We start from the raw sequence: 16,281 nt of genomic DNA, 5'->3' as shown, positions 1-16,281 counted from the left end.
TTGTAAAGACCAAAGATAGTCTTAAAAGACTCCCCTTCCAAATAAAACTCTTTAACTTTCAATATTTCCCGCAGTTTCCAGTGCCTTACGTATATGATATTTGTTACCGTCAACCAAAATTATAAAGTAGCTTTAGCGATGTCATCATATAATTGCCTAAAGCAACGACTTTGGGTATGAAGCGTATCCACAGGCTTTCCTGACTGTTCAGCCCTCGGTGCCTTCCTGCCATAGTATTCATCCATGAAATCCTCAGCACCTGACCATACCGTCTGCATCATTCCCTGATAACGATCTTTCATAATTGGTGTAGAGGTAGCTCTGAAATCGAGCATATCTTTCAATTGAACAGACGCAAACTCCGGTTTTCTCCATGGACAGGTGATGACTTTCAGTCCTTTCATGGCAAAATAAACAGGCGTTTTATCAGGACGATCATAGTGCCAGTCACAGATCACTACGTCTTTAGGGATCATGTCAATCGCACGATATGTGTTGTTCAGACTTCCTTCCCACATACCAATACCGGTTGTTTTACCATCAATCAGACGATCTCCCCAGATCCAGAGACTTCTGCCCTTTTCTGCAAGGTGATTGCGTAACAGTGTCACTTCTCCCGCAAACAGTTCCGCTTTGTCTCTGCCGCCACAACGGGGACATTTAGATTCTCCGATGTAAAACACCTCATCCAGTCCGGCGTGATACGCCTTACTCTCAAATACATCACACAGTTCATCCATCAGCTTAAATACAACGGCGTGTACATCCGGATGCAGCGGACAATAACTTTTACAATACAGACCATCAGCATTTGGCCATTCATACTTTTCAGGCATTTTCACCCATGGTGTTTCATCAAACTGCGGATATTTCACCAGCAGATTGTTTGTATGGCTCGCCCATGACTGATGGCCCAGCAGATTTAACTGCGGGATCAGGCTGATACCATTCTGGCGACATACCTGTACCAGTTTCTTGATATCTGCTTTGGATAATGCGGCTGAATCACGCAGTTCAGGGTAACTTTCATACTGATAATTGTACTCTATTCTCAGCACTAATGTGTTTACCTTACGCGGCGCCAGTTCTTCTTTGATGAATTTGATAAAAGCATCAAGGGCTGGTTTACGGGGTGCTCCGATACAGAATCCTCTTACAGGCAAAATGCTGTCAGGTACAGGTGCGTTACTGAGGGTCGTCTGCCGGGATGATGATGCCCTGAAGGCAGTCAGCGCTGCTCCCAACAGGCAAAGCAGGAGCACATTTCTCATAAATGTGGCTTTAAGCATGGAATAAATCGTTTAAGACGTGAACTAGATAAGAAAGGGCTACCCACATAGCGGATAGCCCCTGAAAAGTAATAAAAATATGCTGTAAATTATTTCATATTAAGATCAGCGGCGCCGGTGATCTCCGTAGATACTTCTCCCATAATGTCAGAACCCTTGCTATTCTGCCCTGTATAAACTTTAACGAAGTCAACCGCTTTAAGGGCAACGGCAGCTCCATTTTTATCAATGGCCCACGACAGATCAAACGAATTGTACATATTCTTCGCATATGAATCTGTCGCATCATCTGTGCTGTAGTTGTCCGCATAGCCCCAACCCATTGCCCAGTTGATATAAATACCATCCTGTTCTCCGAATGTAGGCGCCAGCAAAGTACCTTCGAACGTAAGGGAATCCTGATTAGCCGCAAAAGACGGATAGTAGGAATGGTTATGAAACTCGTTGATATCTACCGATCCTGTTTTGCCTTTATTGTCCTTCCATCCTACCCACGAAACACCTTTGGGATTATAATAGGTGATCTTATAGTTGCGGATCGTAGCTGCAGATAAATATCCGGATCCCGCCAGTTCGTACCAGTTGTCATCCGGTAGCCCATTCTCATTCTCATCCTGACTCACCATCACCACCCCCGGTTCCGACCATGCCTTTGGCTCCGGAATAGGATTGCCATAAATAGCCAGATCCGCACCGTTCTGATTGATGATAGAATGATCAAATCCAAACACGATATAACCACCATAAGCGCCCAGTGATATCAGTCCGCTTTTGGTACCCACAATACTGTTGGCCCCTTCCGGCGTTCCCGCCGACTCACCCATAAATTGTCCCGGTGCAGGGGAATATTCAAATATCTTATTGATAAAACGACTGCTGCTGCTGGTTACAGGTCTGATTTTCGGTCCCTGATCGTCTTCACCATCCTTTTTACAGGAAAAGCAGACAAGCGCAAATACAGCTGGAAATAATAGTTGCTTCAGTTGCATAATGTGGGTTAATTTATCTCGGTATGAACGCAAAATGTGCAGGAATATTACCCGCCGTTACACTCCATTTCTTTTTACCTGATTTACTAAAGCAATAAAGCGTTCCCGGAAGCAGATAGTTTTTGGCGTCTGTCACATAGATATCGCCGTTTTCCGGATCAATCGCTATTCCATAAGGCGTCTTGATTTCCTTATCTACCCCGTCCGTAATGAAGTTATCCGTTACTTTGGTTTCATCTTTTACATTGATGATCGCGTAACTCACCGTATTCTTGTTTGTAATATAGCTCCATTCGGCGCTGTAAACATACGCAGAATCGCCTGCTATAGCCAGATTGCTGGCTGCCAGATTAAACGAATCCTTCACAATGTCCTTCTGCGTGTCAATCACATAAAGTTTGGAATGAATGTTATAATAATCTCCCCGGGAAGTCACATATACGTCTCCGTATTTATCTGCTTTCACACGATGCAGATTGATGGCTACATCAATGCGTTTTATTTCTTTGAAAGTAGTCATATCCACTACGGAAACGGTCCGTTCATATCTCGGCGGACTATACCCTCCTGAATTGGCGATATACAGCTTGTCTCCTGCTATGGCCATTTCTTCCGGCTGACGACCGACACTGACCGTGCGTAGTATCTGCAAAGTCGCAGTATCCACTTCAGCAATATATCCTGCACCGGCACTCGCGTTACCGATCGTTGCAGCATAAGAACTCACATAAGCCTTTCCTTTATAAAAAGTGATATAACGGCAGTTCCGGATACTGATCTGGCCAATACGTTTTGCAGAATGCGTTTCCAGCACATCTACCTTATCAGACATATTGATCACCGCATACAGCTTACTGCCATAGATCCCGATATCATTCCCCACATCTCCCAACTCCTTGGTAGCACCGGGATTGATCTCGCTGTAAATATTGCTCTTATAGATACCCGTACTTCTGTCATAGTAGTCCAGTGTAGACAGGTTCATACCCATATTCCCCTCATTCAGCAGATAGAACCCGTTCCGCAGGGTGTCCGGTTCTCCTACCTGTGTTTCTTCTCCGGGAATGATCCCATTGCCTTTACGGCAGGCGCTCAGTCCTATGATAGCTGCCAATAAAAACAGCAACAAACTACGACGTGATATAAGCTTTGGTAAAATTCGCATTATCAGAAATTTATACTCGCGGTCAGACGGTAATAACGCCCCGGCATCGGGTAGTTGATCACAACGTCATAATACTGGTTAAAAACATTGTTAAGTTCTCCCGTCAGTTTGATCAGCTTATGCTTATACACAAAACTGGTAGTGACCGACAGATCACTGGTATACCAGGGCTCGAGATAATACAATGGTACATTAGTGTTCAGGAAATAACGTTCCCCTACGTATATAAAGCTATAATTAATATCCCATTTATGCCAGGAAGCGTGCGCAATAAAGGAACCACTGTGTATGGGTACATAGGCGATCTGGTCCTTATAATTGACTTCCTGCGGATCGGTAACGTCCAGCGCCTTCTGATAGGTATATTTCACGGAAAAGTCCGTCTGCACCTGTGTCAGTAATCCCGGTGATACCTGTACACCGGCGTCTACCCCATAGATATCAACGCCCCCGATATTCTGCATCATCCATTGGAAGTTACGACCGGGAGCCGCTACAATCTTATCTTTCACATGGCTGTAGTACACGTCTGTCTGCAAAGAGAAGAATTGCAGGAAGCCTTTGGAATTGCGGGTATACCCTACCCCGGCATTATATTGTCTGGTATGCTCCGGCTTCAGATCAGGATTACCGACTGTACTGTAATACATGTCATTGAAAGTAGGCATCCTGAATATGCTTTTATAAAAAGCACGGAGTTTCAGGTCTTCATGACGGAAAGGCTGCCATGACACCAATATTGTTGGTCTCAATGCGCTGTAGTCATGCCCTGAGTTATAAAGTTTCGTCTTTTCATTGATGAAGGTGGCCAGCAGATTCCCCTGTACGTCCACCTGTCCGAGATGCAGTTGCGTCGCTGCTGCGGCCAGTGTGGTATAGCGGGTAGGAATCGCGAAATGATCAAGGTTGACGGCTGTCATTTCATTCAGCTGAAAATCGGCTGATAAGGCCACATCCCAGAAAGAAGTCAGTTTGTACTGATTGGCAGCGGAAATATAATATTCATGCTGGCGATAGCGGTTCATCAGCGGACCATAGTCTGTTATGATCGACGTATCAAGATAACGTACGTAATCATACATATACTTAGCGTTCAGCAGCATGGTGTAACGCTTGCCAAATTTCTTGTTATAGGAGGTTTGTACAAACAGGTTTCTGTCCCATTGGTGTTGTCCGTTATAGAACTTATTGCTGACGATGGCGCCCGGCAATCCGCGGGTGGAATTATAATAATAGACTTTCGCATGCCAGCTGCTGCTATCTTTAAACTGACCATAAAGCCCCCCTTCTACACGGGAAGCGTCAATCCCTGCATTTTCCCTGATAGCGGTGGTGTCATAGGTACCATTGGTGTATCTGAATTTGTATTTACCGTTACCATGCAGCCATTCACTGCTGATAACAGCCGATAGTGTATTGCTGATCTTTTGTTCCAGTCGTACAGAAGGATTGACCAGACCAAAAGAACCGGTTTTAACAGCTACTTTTCCGTGGGTGCTTTCGCCCTCACCAAACGTGGGCTTCCGGGATTGCAGATAGATGGAAGACGCGGTAGCAAATCCTTTTGCCGGCTGAAGAATAGCGCCTTTCTGCGCATTATACAGATCGATCTGTTCGATATTATCCAGCGAAAAACGGCCCAGATCTACGGTACCATTCTGCGCATTGCCTAACTGTATACCGTCATAAAATACGCCCACATGGTTCGTTCCCATACTTCGTACATTGAGGGTCTTCAATCCTCCCAGTCCGCCGTAATCCTTCAGCTGTACACCCGAAAAGAAACGCACGGCATCTGCCACAGACAAACTGTTCATCTTCTCCAATGCAACGCCGCTCAAAGTCTGTACAGGAGAAACGGAGTTATTCTTACTGGAAAAAATGGTCACCCCCTGCAACATCCGGGCGGCAGCAGTATCTTTTGGTACTGCTGCTGCGGATGCCGGCTTCGCCTTATCCTGTGCGAACAGGGAAAGCGGCAGCAAGGATAGAAATATGAAAAGACGGTAAGTCAATTAAAAGCTGTTTAATTTAAAAGGCGCAAGCGCTAAAGAAGAATTAAGAATGACTCAAACTGATCAACAAACACATAAGAGTCCTTCTTTCAAAATACCCTCTGCCTGCCGTTTGAATATCCGCAACGATCTTCGCTGCATGCCAATGCTTAATTGATGATCATGCCCGGGAAGAAATACCCTTTATAGGTAGTCGAATTCAACAAAGCACCACTTGTAGCGCTATGCAGATAGAGCTGATTATTAATATCTGCGCCATACTGATTTGTGTTACTGTTCAACACCAGTATATTCCTTGTACGATCAAACCAGATACCTTTTCCGTAGAAATACTGTCCTGCAGGAAGTGTGATAAATGGTGTATTCAAAGAGCTGGCCTGACCCGGAATATATTTATAGACCTTATTGGTACCAGATATGAGATAGATCGCATTTTCTGCCGGAGACGACACCATCGAACTATTGGTATAAGTAAATTCATTGTAGTACACCTGGAAGTTGGTCGTAATACTATCTACAGACAATGCAGTCGCATTGATCTTCTTCAGCTGTGTTTTGGAAGCAGCCCACACATTGCCATCCATACTCTGTACAAAGCCCGATACTGCCGTACCGAGTTTCTTTGCTACACTGTAGTCATTCGCATTCAGTACAACGATACCATCCGTCACAGACAAGATAAAAATATGACTGCCTGCTTTGAACATATCTGTCACTTCTCCTGTCACACCTGCAATAGCAGTGCCGAGGCTGAGATTATTCAGATTTACAGGGAATACACCAGTGCTGGTGCTTAACAAACCTCTTGTTTCATCCACACCTACAAACGCACGACCGTCGCCACCCGGCAGGGCATCCACACGATTGAGCTCTTTAAGGGTATTCGCATCCAGTGCTACGAATGGAGCGCCGTATTTACCCACGAGGTATATCCTGTTATTATAAACAGTACCAAACTCCATGGTACTGGTATTAGGTCCTAATGTTTTACCCGGATTTTCTGCGCTGTAAACGCCCGCTGATACCGAATCCGTATCGTAATTGTAGTAGTTAAGATCCCCTGCATTTTTACCGTAATTACCTTCTGTTATCATCAGAAAACCAGTCCCATACTTTGTAGGGATCACTACATCATCATCTTTTTTACAGGAAGCGGCGGCCATTAACAGACCACCTAATAACCAGAGGCGTAAATTTTTATACATACTTCGAATTTTTGTTACAATAGATAAGTTTAGTCAGGACAATAATTCTCACCCAACGGCAGTCAGACCGTCTATTCGGGGCATATCTTACCAGCGGATTTTTTTAACTATCTGAAATAAGCCAACCGGCTATTACAACATCAGCGCTTTTCACCCGAAGACACGATATATCTGTTGCAGCTGGCAGGTCTTCTGGCTCTCCTGCTTTTTCCGGGCCTTCCCGTTGCGCCTTCGGCGAACAGTGGCATTGAAGAGTGATACCGGAAAAAACGAACGCGTATAACGATACAGGATTACAGCTACGGGGATAGCTCCGGAATTACACCGGATTCCCTATTAATTCGCCCTCTGGCGAAACCAAATGCGGCACAAACCTACTGTATGAGTAGTAAATATCCAAAAAGAAAAATAGGTAGTATCTTGCCGCAAATTCAAAACTGTTCTGTTGAAACAACTATTTCTGATAGTAGCGATCCTCCTCGGCAGCTACTCCAGCTATGCCCAAAGCCTGCTTAATAAAACCGTCTCAGTCAGCGCAGACCGCAAACCCCTGGCCGCTGTACTGGACGATATCAGTATGCAGGGGGATTTCCATTTTTCCTATGTAAAGGAGTTTATTCATGATGATAGCCTGATCACCATCAATGTCAGCAAGCGTGCTGTGAAACAGGTGCTCGACATACTGTTTCAGGGCAATTTCCAGTTCCGCGAGATCGGTAATCAGATCATTATACAACCGGGAACCTCTTCAAAAGAGAAATGGTATGTTGTCAGCGGACAAATCAAAGACGCCACCACCGGGCGTCCTATCGCGAATGCGAGTGTATATGAAAGCGTACAGCTGATATCTGCGCTGACCAATGATCAGGGATATTTCAGGTTACGTTTACGTGAAAAGGAAAGAACAGCGGCCCTGCTGACCGTCAGCAAGGAACTGTACCGGGACACGATGATGCTGGTACCCGGCGGACGTGATCAGGAACTGAATGCCGATATTAAACCCGCGGCCCCTATCCAGTTGTCTATTGTAGATGTCAATCAGCATACACATGTAGAACAGACCTTTTTCGGCCGTTTCTTCCTGTCTTCCAGACAGCGCATGCAAAGTTTAAACCTGAGTGATTTCTTTACCCGGCAACCCTATCAGTACTCATTAGTGCCCGCTTTAGGCACACATGGAAAGTTGGGTTCGCAGGTGGTGAATAAATTTTCTCTGAATCTGATAGGTGGTTATACCGCCGGTCTGAGTGGTGTAGAAATAGCAGGTGTCTTTAATATTGACCAGAAAGCGGTTAAATGGGTGCAGGCGGCAGGCGTCTTCAATATAGTAGGTGGTCACTTTACCGGCGTACAGATTGCCGGCATCCACAATCATATCATGGACTCCCTGAATGGAGTGCAGGCCGGTGGTGTCAGTAACATACTGAAATACAGTTTTCGCGGCGCACAGATCAGCGGTATCTATAATCAGGCCGGTGGAGACGGACAAGGCATGCAGATCGGGGGGATATTAAATAATGCCTTAGCCGACATTCATGGTGCCCAGATCAGTGGCGCCTTAAATAGTGCAGTGGGTGTCGTTAAAGGAGCGCAGATTGCAGGAGCTATTAACTTCGGGAAGGACAGTATTGATGGTGCGCAGATCGGTGGTGCTGTCAATATAGGCTGGCTGAAAATAGATGGTGCGCAGATTGCGGGGGCGATAAATATAAGCAGAAAAGAAGTGGACGGCGCACAAATAGCCGGTGCTGTCAATTATCGCAAGGGAGGCGGCGGTGCACAGATCGCCGGGGCTGTCAATGTAAGTCTGGATACTACAAATGGCGCACAGATCTCTGGTCTGGCCAACTATACCAAGGTCCTGAAAGGCGTGCAGATCGGTATCCTCAACTATGCAGATTCCTCAGATGGCTACAGCCTTGGCCTGATCAATATTGTCAGAAGAGGTTATCACCAGATCCTGATCTATAATAATGAAATGCTGGATCTCAATATTGCCTATAAATCCGGCAACCGGAAATTATACAGTCTCCTGCTGGCAGGGATGAAACTCGGTCCGAAGAAAGCATATAGCTTCGGCTACGGTATCGGACATCCGTTTCCGCTGTCAGACAGATCAGAGATCAGCACCGAACTTACCTCACAGTTCCTGTATGTGGGCAACTGGAACTCAAGCAATTCCATGGTCAGACTGCAGACAGCGTGGAATTACAAGCTCCTGAAAAACGTAACACTGTTTGCCGGCCCCTCCTTTACCATATACTACAGTGACAAGCTGGACGTGGTTGATCCGAAGTATGATGCAAGGGTCCCCGCACATTACAGTCCGTTTACATTAGGCGGCGGAGTGACTGCGTGGTTTGGCTGGCATATCGGCATCGGGTTTTTCTAGGATAATTTGGTAATTTTGCAGCTTCATTTTTAAAAACGGTTAAATTAAACACAGGTAATGTCAAAAGTTAAAGTAGGTTTTGTGCAAATGTCCTGCAGTGGCAATAAGGCTGAAAACCTTGCCAAGGCAACAGAGCGTATACGTGAAGCTGCCGCTAAGGGTGCGCAGATTGTATGTTTGCAGGAATTGTTTACTTCCCTTTATTTCTGTGACGTGGAGGATTATGATAATTTCTCCCTGGCAGAACCTATTCCCGGTCCATCCACCGACGCTTTACAGAAAGTAGCAGGAGAACTGGGCGTTGTGATCATCGCCTCTCTCTTTGAGAAGCGTGCACAGGGTCTTTATCACAATACTACCGCTGTGCTGGATGCCGACGGCAGTTACCTCGGTAAATACCGTAAGATGCATATTCCGGACGATCCGGCATATTACGAGAAATTCTACTTCACTCCCGGTGACCTTGGCTATAAAGTTTTCAAAACGAAATTCGCCACTTTCGGTGTACTGATCTGCTGGGATCAGTGGTATCCGGAAGCTGCAAGGATCACTGCCCTCATGGGAGCAGAAATCCTCTTCTATCCGACTGCTATTGGTTGGGCAACCAATCAGGATGAAGCAACCAATGTTGAGCAATACAACGCATGGCAGACCATCCAGCGCAGCCACGCTGTTGCCAATGGCATCCACGTGGTAAGCGTAAACCGCGTAGGTTTTGAGCAGGAAGGTGCTATGAAATTCTGGGGAGGTTCATTCATCGCCAATCCATTCGGTACCATCATCTATCAGGCATCCCACGAAAACGAAGAAGTGTTTGTACAGGAACTGGAACTGGGACAGACCGACAGATATCGCACTCACTGGCCGTTCATGCGTGACAGAAGAATTGATTCTTACGCTCCTATCACCAAAAGATTTATCGACGAAGCATAATGAACGGACAACCTACTTTGAAACAGCAGGGATACTTCTTCCCTGCCGAATTCCATCCGCATGTCGCCACATGGCTGAGCTGGCCGCATAAAGAAGCCAGCTGGCCCGGAAAGATCCATACGATCTATCCTTACTACAGCCAGTTCATCAAATACCTTGCGGAAAGTGAAATAGTCCGTATCAATGTGAATGATGAAGCCATGAAGGCTTTCGCAACCGGCCACCTGCAAAAAGCAGGTGTAAACCTCAATAAGGTAGAATTCTATTTCAATCCTACCAATGACGCATGGTGCCGTGACCACGGTCCGGCATTCCTGATCAATCCGGCCGCTGCACAGAAAAAAGTGATCGTAGATTGGAATTATAACGCATGGGGCGGTAAATATCCTCCTTTCGACAAAGACGATGTCGTACCAACCCGTATCGCAGAACATTTCAATCTGCCCGTATTTCACCCGGGTATCATCATGGAAGGTGGTTCGGTAGAATTCAACGGTAAAGGTACCGTGCTGACCTCCGGCTGCTGCCTCCTGAATGAAAACCGTAATCCGCACCTCAACAGGGAGCAGATCGAAGGTTATCTGCAGGATTTCTATGGTGTAGATCAGGTATTATGGGTAGACGAAGGCATCATCGGAGACGATACAGACGGTCATATTGATGATACCGTACGTTTCGTCAATGAAGATACCGTACTGACCGTCATCGAAACCAACAAACAGGACGAAAACTACGACCTGTTGCAGCAGAACCTGCAGCAACTGCAGCAAATGCGCCTGCTGAATGGCAAACAACTCAATGTGGTGGAACTGCCGATGCCGGATGCAGTTGTATATGAAGACCAGCGCCTGCCGGCTTCTTATGCAAACTTCTACATCAGCAATAAACACGTGATCGTGCCTGTCTTCAATTGTAAAAATGACGATAAGGCCCTGCGCATCATCAGCGAGTGTTTCAAAGACCGTGAGGTGGTAGGTATCGATTCTACTGAAATTATCTGGGGATTGGGTAGCTTCCACTGCCTTAGTCAACAGGAACCCGCAGTATAAGACGATTATAGTTTAATATTTATATAAACCAGCATCATTTCCAATGGTGCTGGTTTATTTATGGGTCCGTACCGGAAAGACAGCACACCCCTAAAACCGCCCTCAAAGGCTCTACCAGCAGGGATTCCACGCATCAAGTCCACCTATACTCCCGGTATGAAGCATGTATACGCCCTGTTAACGCCTGCTATTCACCAGCACAAACACCCTCAGCAGCACGCATCCTACCTGCAGATACAAGTATCCGGCAAACCGGTCTGATAATCTTCCAAACAGATCCCTATAGCATGCTGAAACCGGCATTAACGTGTAAAGCCCTCGCTGAAACAATCTCCCGCCTGTAAAGCTGATCCTGCATTCAATACGTCAACTGTAAGGTTTTTCTGTAGGAAGACACTCACTTGTAAAGCTAATACTGCATTCCACACGTCAACTGTAGAGTTTTTCTGTACTAAGACAATTTTACCTGATCAGGTAGATTATTCATAGATAAGCCGTAGATCCCCCGTAGATAACCCGTATATAAGCTACTCCTATAGATACGGGTTATCTACGGCTTATCTACGAGAGATCTACGGCTTGTCTAGGGATAGTGTTTCTGATTGGGTCCTGATAAAGACATAAAATGGGATCTTCTCATAGCAGCGCTTGCTAATCAATCGATTAAGTGTCATAAAACTGTTAAAAGTAGCCCAACAGACGAGCTTAAATTGCCCTCTTTCACATTTCTTTAGCATTTTCAGGGTTAAATTTGCATCAGTATTTCAAATGAGCAAACCGCCGGACTAACCATCAGCCCGGCATATTTTTAAGTAAAACCTAAGCCATTTCCATTGATGAAGAAACCTGTATTTAAAAACGTTTTCAGACTTACCCTTGCCGCCGGCCTTTTTTCAGGCATCCTTTTCGCAGTTGCAGCCCCCACCGCGGGCAATCGTACCAGAGTGGTAGCACTCACAGAGAATAAATTAGGCGCCAGAATGGCCCTGTTCTCTCAGCTGAAACTCGACTCCTTAGGATTATCTAAGGAAGCCTTCGCTTTTGCGCTGGCAGGTATGGAAAAACTGGCAAAGGAAGGTAAACTCAGCAATCCGGATCTATTGACCATTGCTGACTTCAGTTTGCCCTCCAGCAAGAAGAGACTGTTTGTGATTGATCTGGCGAAAGGAGAAGTGCTGTTCAACACATTGGTATCTCATGGAAGGAATTCCGGTACCGAGCTGGCGACAAACTTTTCCAATGCTCCGGAGAGCTTTAAAAGCAGTTTGGGATTCTATGTAACCGGTGCCACCTACAGAGGTGAACATGGCTACTCCCTACGTCTGGAAGGCGAAGAAAAAGGCATCAATGACAACGCTATGAGCCGCGGCATTGTGATGCACAGCGCAGCATATGTAAACGAGCAGATCGCGAAATTACAGGGATATATAGGCCGTAGCCTTGGATGCCCTGCGATCCCGGAGAAAATACACCGCCAGATCATTGAGGCTATTAAAAATGGTACATGCCTGTTTTTATATAGTCCGGATAAGGCCTACATGGCGAATTCAAAAATGCTGGCAACACCGGAAATTGATACTACGATTGTTTAAATAAGAACTTTTATTCCTTTAATGGCCAGTCCAGTGCTTATTTTGTTGCGGGCTGCAACGCTGAAGGTAAGTCGACTTTTATTCACACCCGCCTGAATGAGTTAGAAAGCTTTGAAATTCTGATAACAGATGTGTAACAAACGTAATTCTTCCATTTGTTATGTACATTGCAGCCCAAATGATATCCTTATATGAAGAAATATCCCTTTTATATTTTGATGTTTTTACTGTTTTATGGATGTGAAGGGGTTGACCGATATAGCAAAAAAGAATTCACTGATAGCCAAACAGTTTGTGACCATGTTTACATGGAATACTATAAAGTTTTGGTAGTGGGGCATGGGGTGGCGATTTGTTATCGGCATACGTCACCGATTCTGCGCACTTTAGAAAGTACTTAGGCACTTTTGACGATGCAGAAAGTGGGTATTCTTGTAATTGTCAAGGAGACTCAATTATTGTAAACAAAGTAATAAGGAACGAGCCTAAAATAAGAATACAAAAGGTTGATGCATTGAACCTTAACGATCTTAAGCGGAATGGCAAGTTTGAGTGACCACACAAAAGGGAACATACGAATGGTATAACGGAGAACGCTTGTATAAGCAAAATCCAGAGGAAAAGATTAATTTGTTTAAGAAGTATATATAGAAGTATTGAAAAATAATAATCTTCATACTTTCAAAATATGAAGTACATTCTTATGATTTTTTTTGGACTATTCGTATTGATGGGCATTAGTTGCTCTTATGAGAATAACGTCAAAACTATCGTTACGCAATTACCGAAGAAAGAAGGAGATTCGGCAGTTTATATTAAGAAAACAACATGGGGCTTTCAGATGATAAACGCACAGTTGTCATCTCTAATAGTCCGGCAAAAGAGTATTCTACTAAGCCCTCAAGTGAATATGTCTATGAAGGGCTTTTTACCATGTTCTATAAAACCGAACAAGATACTCTTTATATTTACACACCCGTAATTGTGGATGTCCCTAACATTTTAAATCAACTTATGTAGTTGTTCAAAAGCAACTTAGCAATCCCGAAATGATGGATTTGCTGGACAGCGGGAATTATAAGAAACTAAATTTAGTTGAGCTTTAGCTTCTGGTTTAAATTGCAATTGCTAATATCCTGATGCTTTTGACCTGATTCGAAAGTCTCGCAGCTGACACGATTGGAAAAAATGCTTCTAGTTCAATACTTGAGGCGTTTTTAGGTATTGAAGCCAGCTAAGGCTGCGAATAATGCCACCGCAGGTACATGTCGATCAGTGGTAAACGACACTCCCAATAAAACACGAAGGGCGCTCCAATAAGGAAGCGCCCTTCGTATTTATTTCATCCCAACTCCTCCTGGCCCCCTTTCAATACACACAATGCGCTCAATTACTTCAATTCTCACGCTAATACATTACCGCCTCTGCATGGAGATAACGCGTATACCGAAAAGGGCAAGGAGGATGTTAAGATGATATATTATCTGGCGTCAGTAACAGCTTACCCGCCATATAGGTATCATGATCATAAATATCCTCCCTGAACTGTAACTTCCCTGCCTCATCTACCCACGCGGTATAATACGTGATCAATACAGGCACCGGATCTTTCACTCTCACATACTTCTCCTTCCCGCTATTCATTGCACTGTCAATACGTTCCGCAGACCAGTTCTGATTATCTGCCAATAATAATTGGCCATCTTCACGGGTCTCCGAGACGGATACAACCATGGCTGAATGCACGCTGATCCCTGTCAAAAAGATATTTCTGATTCGTATCATGGAAGTATATATCAAAACTATTTGGGAAGAGGAATTTCACTTTCCCCAACGGATTATCCTTACCGGGTTTCTGACGTACAATAGGCAGTCCGTTGCGTTCACGGTAATCTCCATGTTCTTGCTGCTGATATAGTTTTTATTACGTGCTACTGCAGGTAATATCTCTTCTCTGACAATACTGTTTGGCAGATTCCAGTAAGGACTGAATACGATCTGATCCAGTTTACCGGAGAACATCGTAGTGTTCTTACCCTCTTACCCACCACTACCGGCATATCAAATTCCTTCTTGCTACCATTCCAGACATGCAAACCAAATTCAGGAATATTCACCAGAATAAGACGACCTTCCGGATTAGCAGGCGCCCAATGCATCCGTTCCAGATTGATCAGTATGCGCTCTACCAGTTTAATAGCAGGTACATTCATTTCACGTAATAAAGTATCAGTGATTACGCCTTTCGGTGTATGACCATGTGTTGCCTCAAAAGTAGTTACGGCAGTCTCCAGCGCATCATTAAAGACGGTAGAAGTATCCTTATCGCTATACTCACCGGTTGCCCGTAAACGCTTTTTCACCCATGCTATCACAGCAGTACTGTCTCCTTTCTTATATCTCTTTTTCTTTTCTACCGTGATCGTATCCCATGCACTTTTTTCTGCTATATCAACGTACTGTTGTAAAGATTTATGCAGGGCCGCATAACTTTGTCCCCTCATGGTACTTTCCTATCCGCCAACACAGTTGCTGCTTTTTTCAGCACTTCTGATTTTGTCAATGGCACAGCATGTTCCAGTCCCTCGATATTACCTTCGCTATTAGTCAGATAATAATCGATGAAACGTTGTGTTAGCTGTAATTCTGTTTTTACGATATTGGCGTCTTTGGGAGAAACGGATGAATCAACATCTCCGTTCATCAGAGCATTCAGACGATACTCTAATGATTTATTACCCTCACTGGTATCTATGCTATAATCGTACAGGCTGCGAAAACCATACGCCTGCTCATTAAGACCTGTATTATCAAACCATGCAAACTGGAAATTGCGTGCGTTATAAAAACTACGCAATCTTGTTGCCATTGTATCGTTCAATTTCTGTGCAGTAATAAACTTATTGATATCGCTTGAATCAAGAAAAAGATTATTGTAAGCATTCGCAGCTGTGATCTCTGTATTTCTGGGAGTAATAACGATCACATCCTTCTCTGTCCGCTTTGTACTTGTTTCACAACTATAAGAAAAGGCAGCTATAATAAAACCCGTTAAAATCAGTAAGTATTTCTTGTCCATGCTAACCCCGGTTGCAAAACACGTGCCTCTACCTGAATCCTAGGCAGACCGGACTGCAAACAGTATTTTCTGTGGAAAAATCTTCACACAAACGCAACAAATTATAGATTCAATGTCTTTCCCTCCTTGTTAAATTCCTTGCGGATGCCCGTCTGTATGTCTTTTAGAAGAATTGTCCTGCTTTTTCTCTTCAAAGCCGACAGACAACTATATTGCACGACATTGATAATCGCTCCGCCTGCCAGTTCATGTTTTCTGGCAATCTCTTCCAGACTCACATCCTGATCGAGCGCTGCTTCCTGTGGAAATGATTGTTGCCATAAACGCTGGCGTTGTGCCGGAGCTGGTACAGGGAAATAGATCATAGACTGAAACCTTCTTCCAAACGCTTCGTCAATATTCGCCTTCAGATTCGTTGCCAGAATGACCAGTCCGGGGAAGTCTTCTATACGCTGTAAGAGATAAGCCACTTCCTGATTCGCATATCGGTCATTAGATGAGTTTGGTCGCACTTCTCTTACCAAATAAGGCATCTGCTTCATCGAAGAACAATATCCAGTTCTTATTCGCCGC

At 44.6% G+C, this 16,281-nt stretch carries 13 protein-coding genes, 1 pseudogene and 1 riboswitch; of the genes and pseudogenes, 4 read left to right on the top strand and 10 right to left on the bottom strand.

Annotation, left to right across the window (positions count from 1 at the left end; all coding sequences use genetic code 11):
- Window positions 1–119: 119 nt before the first annotated feature.
- From FEF09_RS15255 to FEF09_RS15235, 5 genes are all read right to left on the bottom strand, one after another.
- Window positions 120–1,271, bottom strand: a complete 1,152-nt coding sequence (locus FEF09_RS15255) for a family 20 glycosylhydrolase (protein WP_261387520.1) — start codon at window positions 1,269–1,271, stop codon at window positions 120–122.
- Window positions 1,272–1,378: 107 nt separating this feature from the next.
- Window positions 1,379–2,278 (bottom strand): hypothetical protein, encoded by a 900-nt coding sequence (locus FEF09_RS15250; RefSeq protein ID WP_222596987.1) that lies wholly within the window; start codon window positions 2,276–2,278, stop codon window positions 1,379–1,381.
- 13 nt (window positions 2,279–2,291) lie between these two features.
- Window positions 2,292–3,443 (bottom strand): YncE family protein, encoded by a 1,152-nt coding sequence (locus FEF09_RS15245; protein ID WP_146305917.1) that lies wholly within the window; start codon window positions 3,441–3,443, stop codon window positions 2,292–2,294.
- A gap of 2 nt (window positions 3,444–3,445) precedes the next feature.
- Window positions 3,446–5,458: a TonB-dependent receptor gene (locus tag FEF09_RS15240; RefSeq protein WP_146305916.1), complete on the bottom strand. Its 2,013-nt coding sequence runs from the start codon at window positions 5,456–5,458 to the stop codon at window positions 3,446–3,448.
- A gap of 149 nt (window positions 5,459–5,607) precedes the next feature.
- A complete protein-coding gene (locus FEF09_RS15235; RefSeq protein ID WP_146305915.1) occupies window positions 5,608–6,663 on the bottom strand; it encodes a DUF5074 domain-containing protein in 1,056 nt (351 codons plus the stop codon).
- 164 nt (window positions 6,664–6,827) lie between these two features.
- Window positions 6,828–7,040: riboswitch (cobalamin riboswitch) on the bottom strand.
- A gap of 68 nt (window positions 7,041–7,108) precedes the next feature.
- On the opposite strand from FEF09_RS15235, the gene FEF09_RS15230 reads away from it, so the two are divergent.
- The 4 genes from FEF09_RS15230 to FEF09_RS15215 all read left to right on the top strand — a co-directional run bounded on the left by FEF09_RS15230 (window position 7,109) and on the right by FEF09_RS15215 (window position 12,629).
- The gene (locus tag FEF09_RS15230) at window positions 7,109–9,055 is read left to right on the top strand and encodes a carboxypeptidase-like regulatory domain-containing protein (RefSeq protein ID WP_146305914.1); all 1,947 of its coding nucleotides are present in this window, start codon (window positions 7,109–7,111) and stop codon (window positions 9,053–9,055) included.
- Window positions 9,056–9,112: 57 nt separating this feature from the next.
- On the top strand, window positions 9,113–9,988 hold the full coding sequence (locus tag FEF09_RS15225) for a carbon-nitrogen hydrolase (RefSeq protein WP_146305913.1): 876 nt from the start codon (window positions 9,113–9,115) through the stop codon (window positions 9,986–9,988).
- Entirely contained in the window at window positions 9,988–11,037 is a 1,050-nt protein-coding gene (locus FEF09_RS15220; protein WP_146305912.1) for an agmatine/peptidylarginine deiminase, read from the top strand. Before FEF09_RS15225 ends, FEF09_RS15220 begins: the two co-directional genes overlap by 1 nt.
- Window positions 11,038–11,873: 836 nt before the next feature.
- Window positions 11,874–12,629 carry a murein L,D-transpeptidase catalytic domain family protein gene (locus FEF09_RS15215; protein ID WP_146306021.1) on the top strand — a complete coding sequence of 252 codons (756 nt, stop codon included), beginning with the start codon at window positions 11,874–11,876 and terminating at the stop codon, window positions 12,627–12,629.
- 1,467 nt (window positions 12,630–14,096) lie between these two features.
- On the opposite strand, the gene FEF09_RS33100 is transcribed toward FEF09_RS15215, so the two are convergent.
- From FEF09_RS33100 to FEF09_RS15205, 5 genes and pseudogenes are all read right to left on the bottom strand, one after another.
- Window positions 14,097–14,414 (bottom strand): hypothetical protein, encoded by a 318-nt coding sequence (locus FEF09_RS33100; RefSeq protein WP_409994858.1) that lies wholly within the window; start codon window positions 14,412–14,414, stop codon window positions 14,097–14,099.
- Window positions 14,335–14,502: a L,D-transpeptidase family protein gene (locus FEF09_RS33095; protein ID WP_409994859.1), complete on the bottom strand. Its 168-nt coding sequence runs from the start codon at window positions 14,500–14,502 to the stop codon at window positions 14,335–14,337. Before FEF09_RS33095 ends, FEF09_RS33100 begins: the two co-directional genes overlap by 80 nt.
- 58 nt (window positions 14,503–14,560) lie before the next feature.
- On the bottom strand, window positions 14,561–15,133 hold the full coding sequence (locus FEF09_RS33090; RefSeq protein WP_261387517.1) for a hypothetical protein: 573 nt from the start codon (window positions 15,131–15,133) through the stop codon (window positions 14,561–14,563).
- A complete protein-coding gene (locus FEF09_RS33085; protein ID WP_261387516.1) occupies window positions 15,130–15,708 on the bottom strand; it encodes a hypothetical protein in 579 nt (192 codons plus the stop codon). Before FEF09_RS33085 ends, FEF09_RS33090 begins: the two co-directional genes overlap by 4 nt.
- Before the next feature lie 101 nt (window positions 15,709–15,809).
- Window positions 15,810–16,281: pseudogene (locus tag FEF09_RS15205) on the bottom strand (hypothetical protein); the annotation flags it as partial.

Origin of the sequence: Chitinophaga pinensis, assembly GCF_007896845.1 — a bacterium.
GTDB classification, from domain to species: Bacteria; Bacteroidota; Bacteroidia; order Chitinophagales; family Chitinophagaceae; genus Chitinophaga; species Chitinophaga pinensis_C.
Note: the sequence above shows the minus strand (reverse complement) of the source record. Positions and strands in the feature narration are given on the sequence as shown.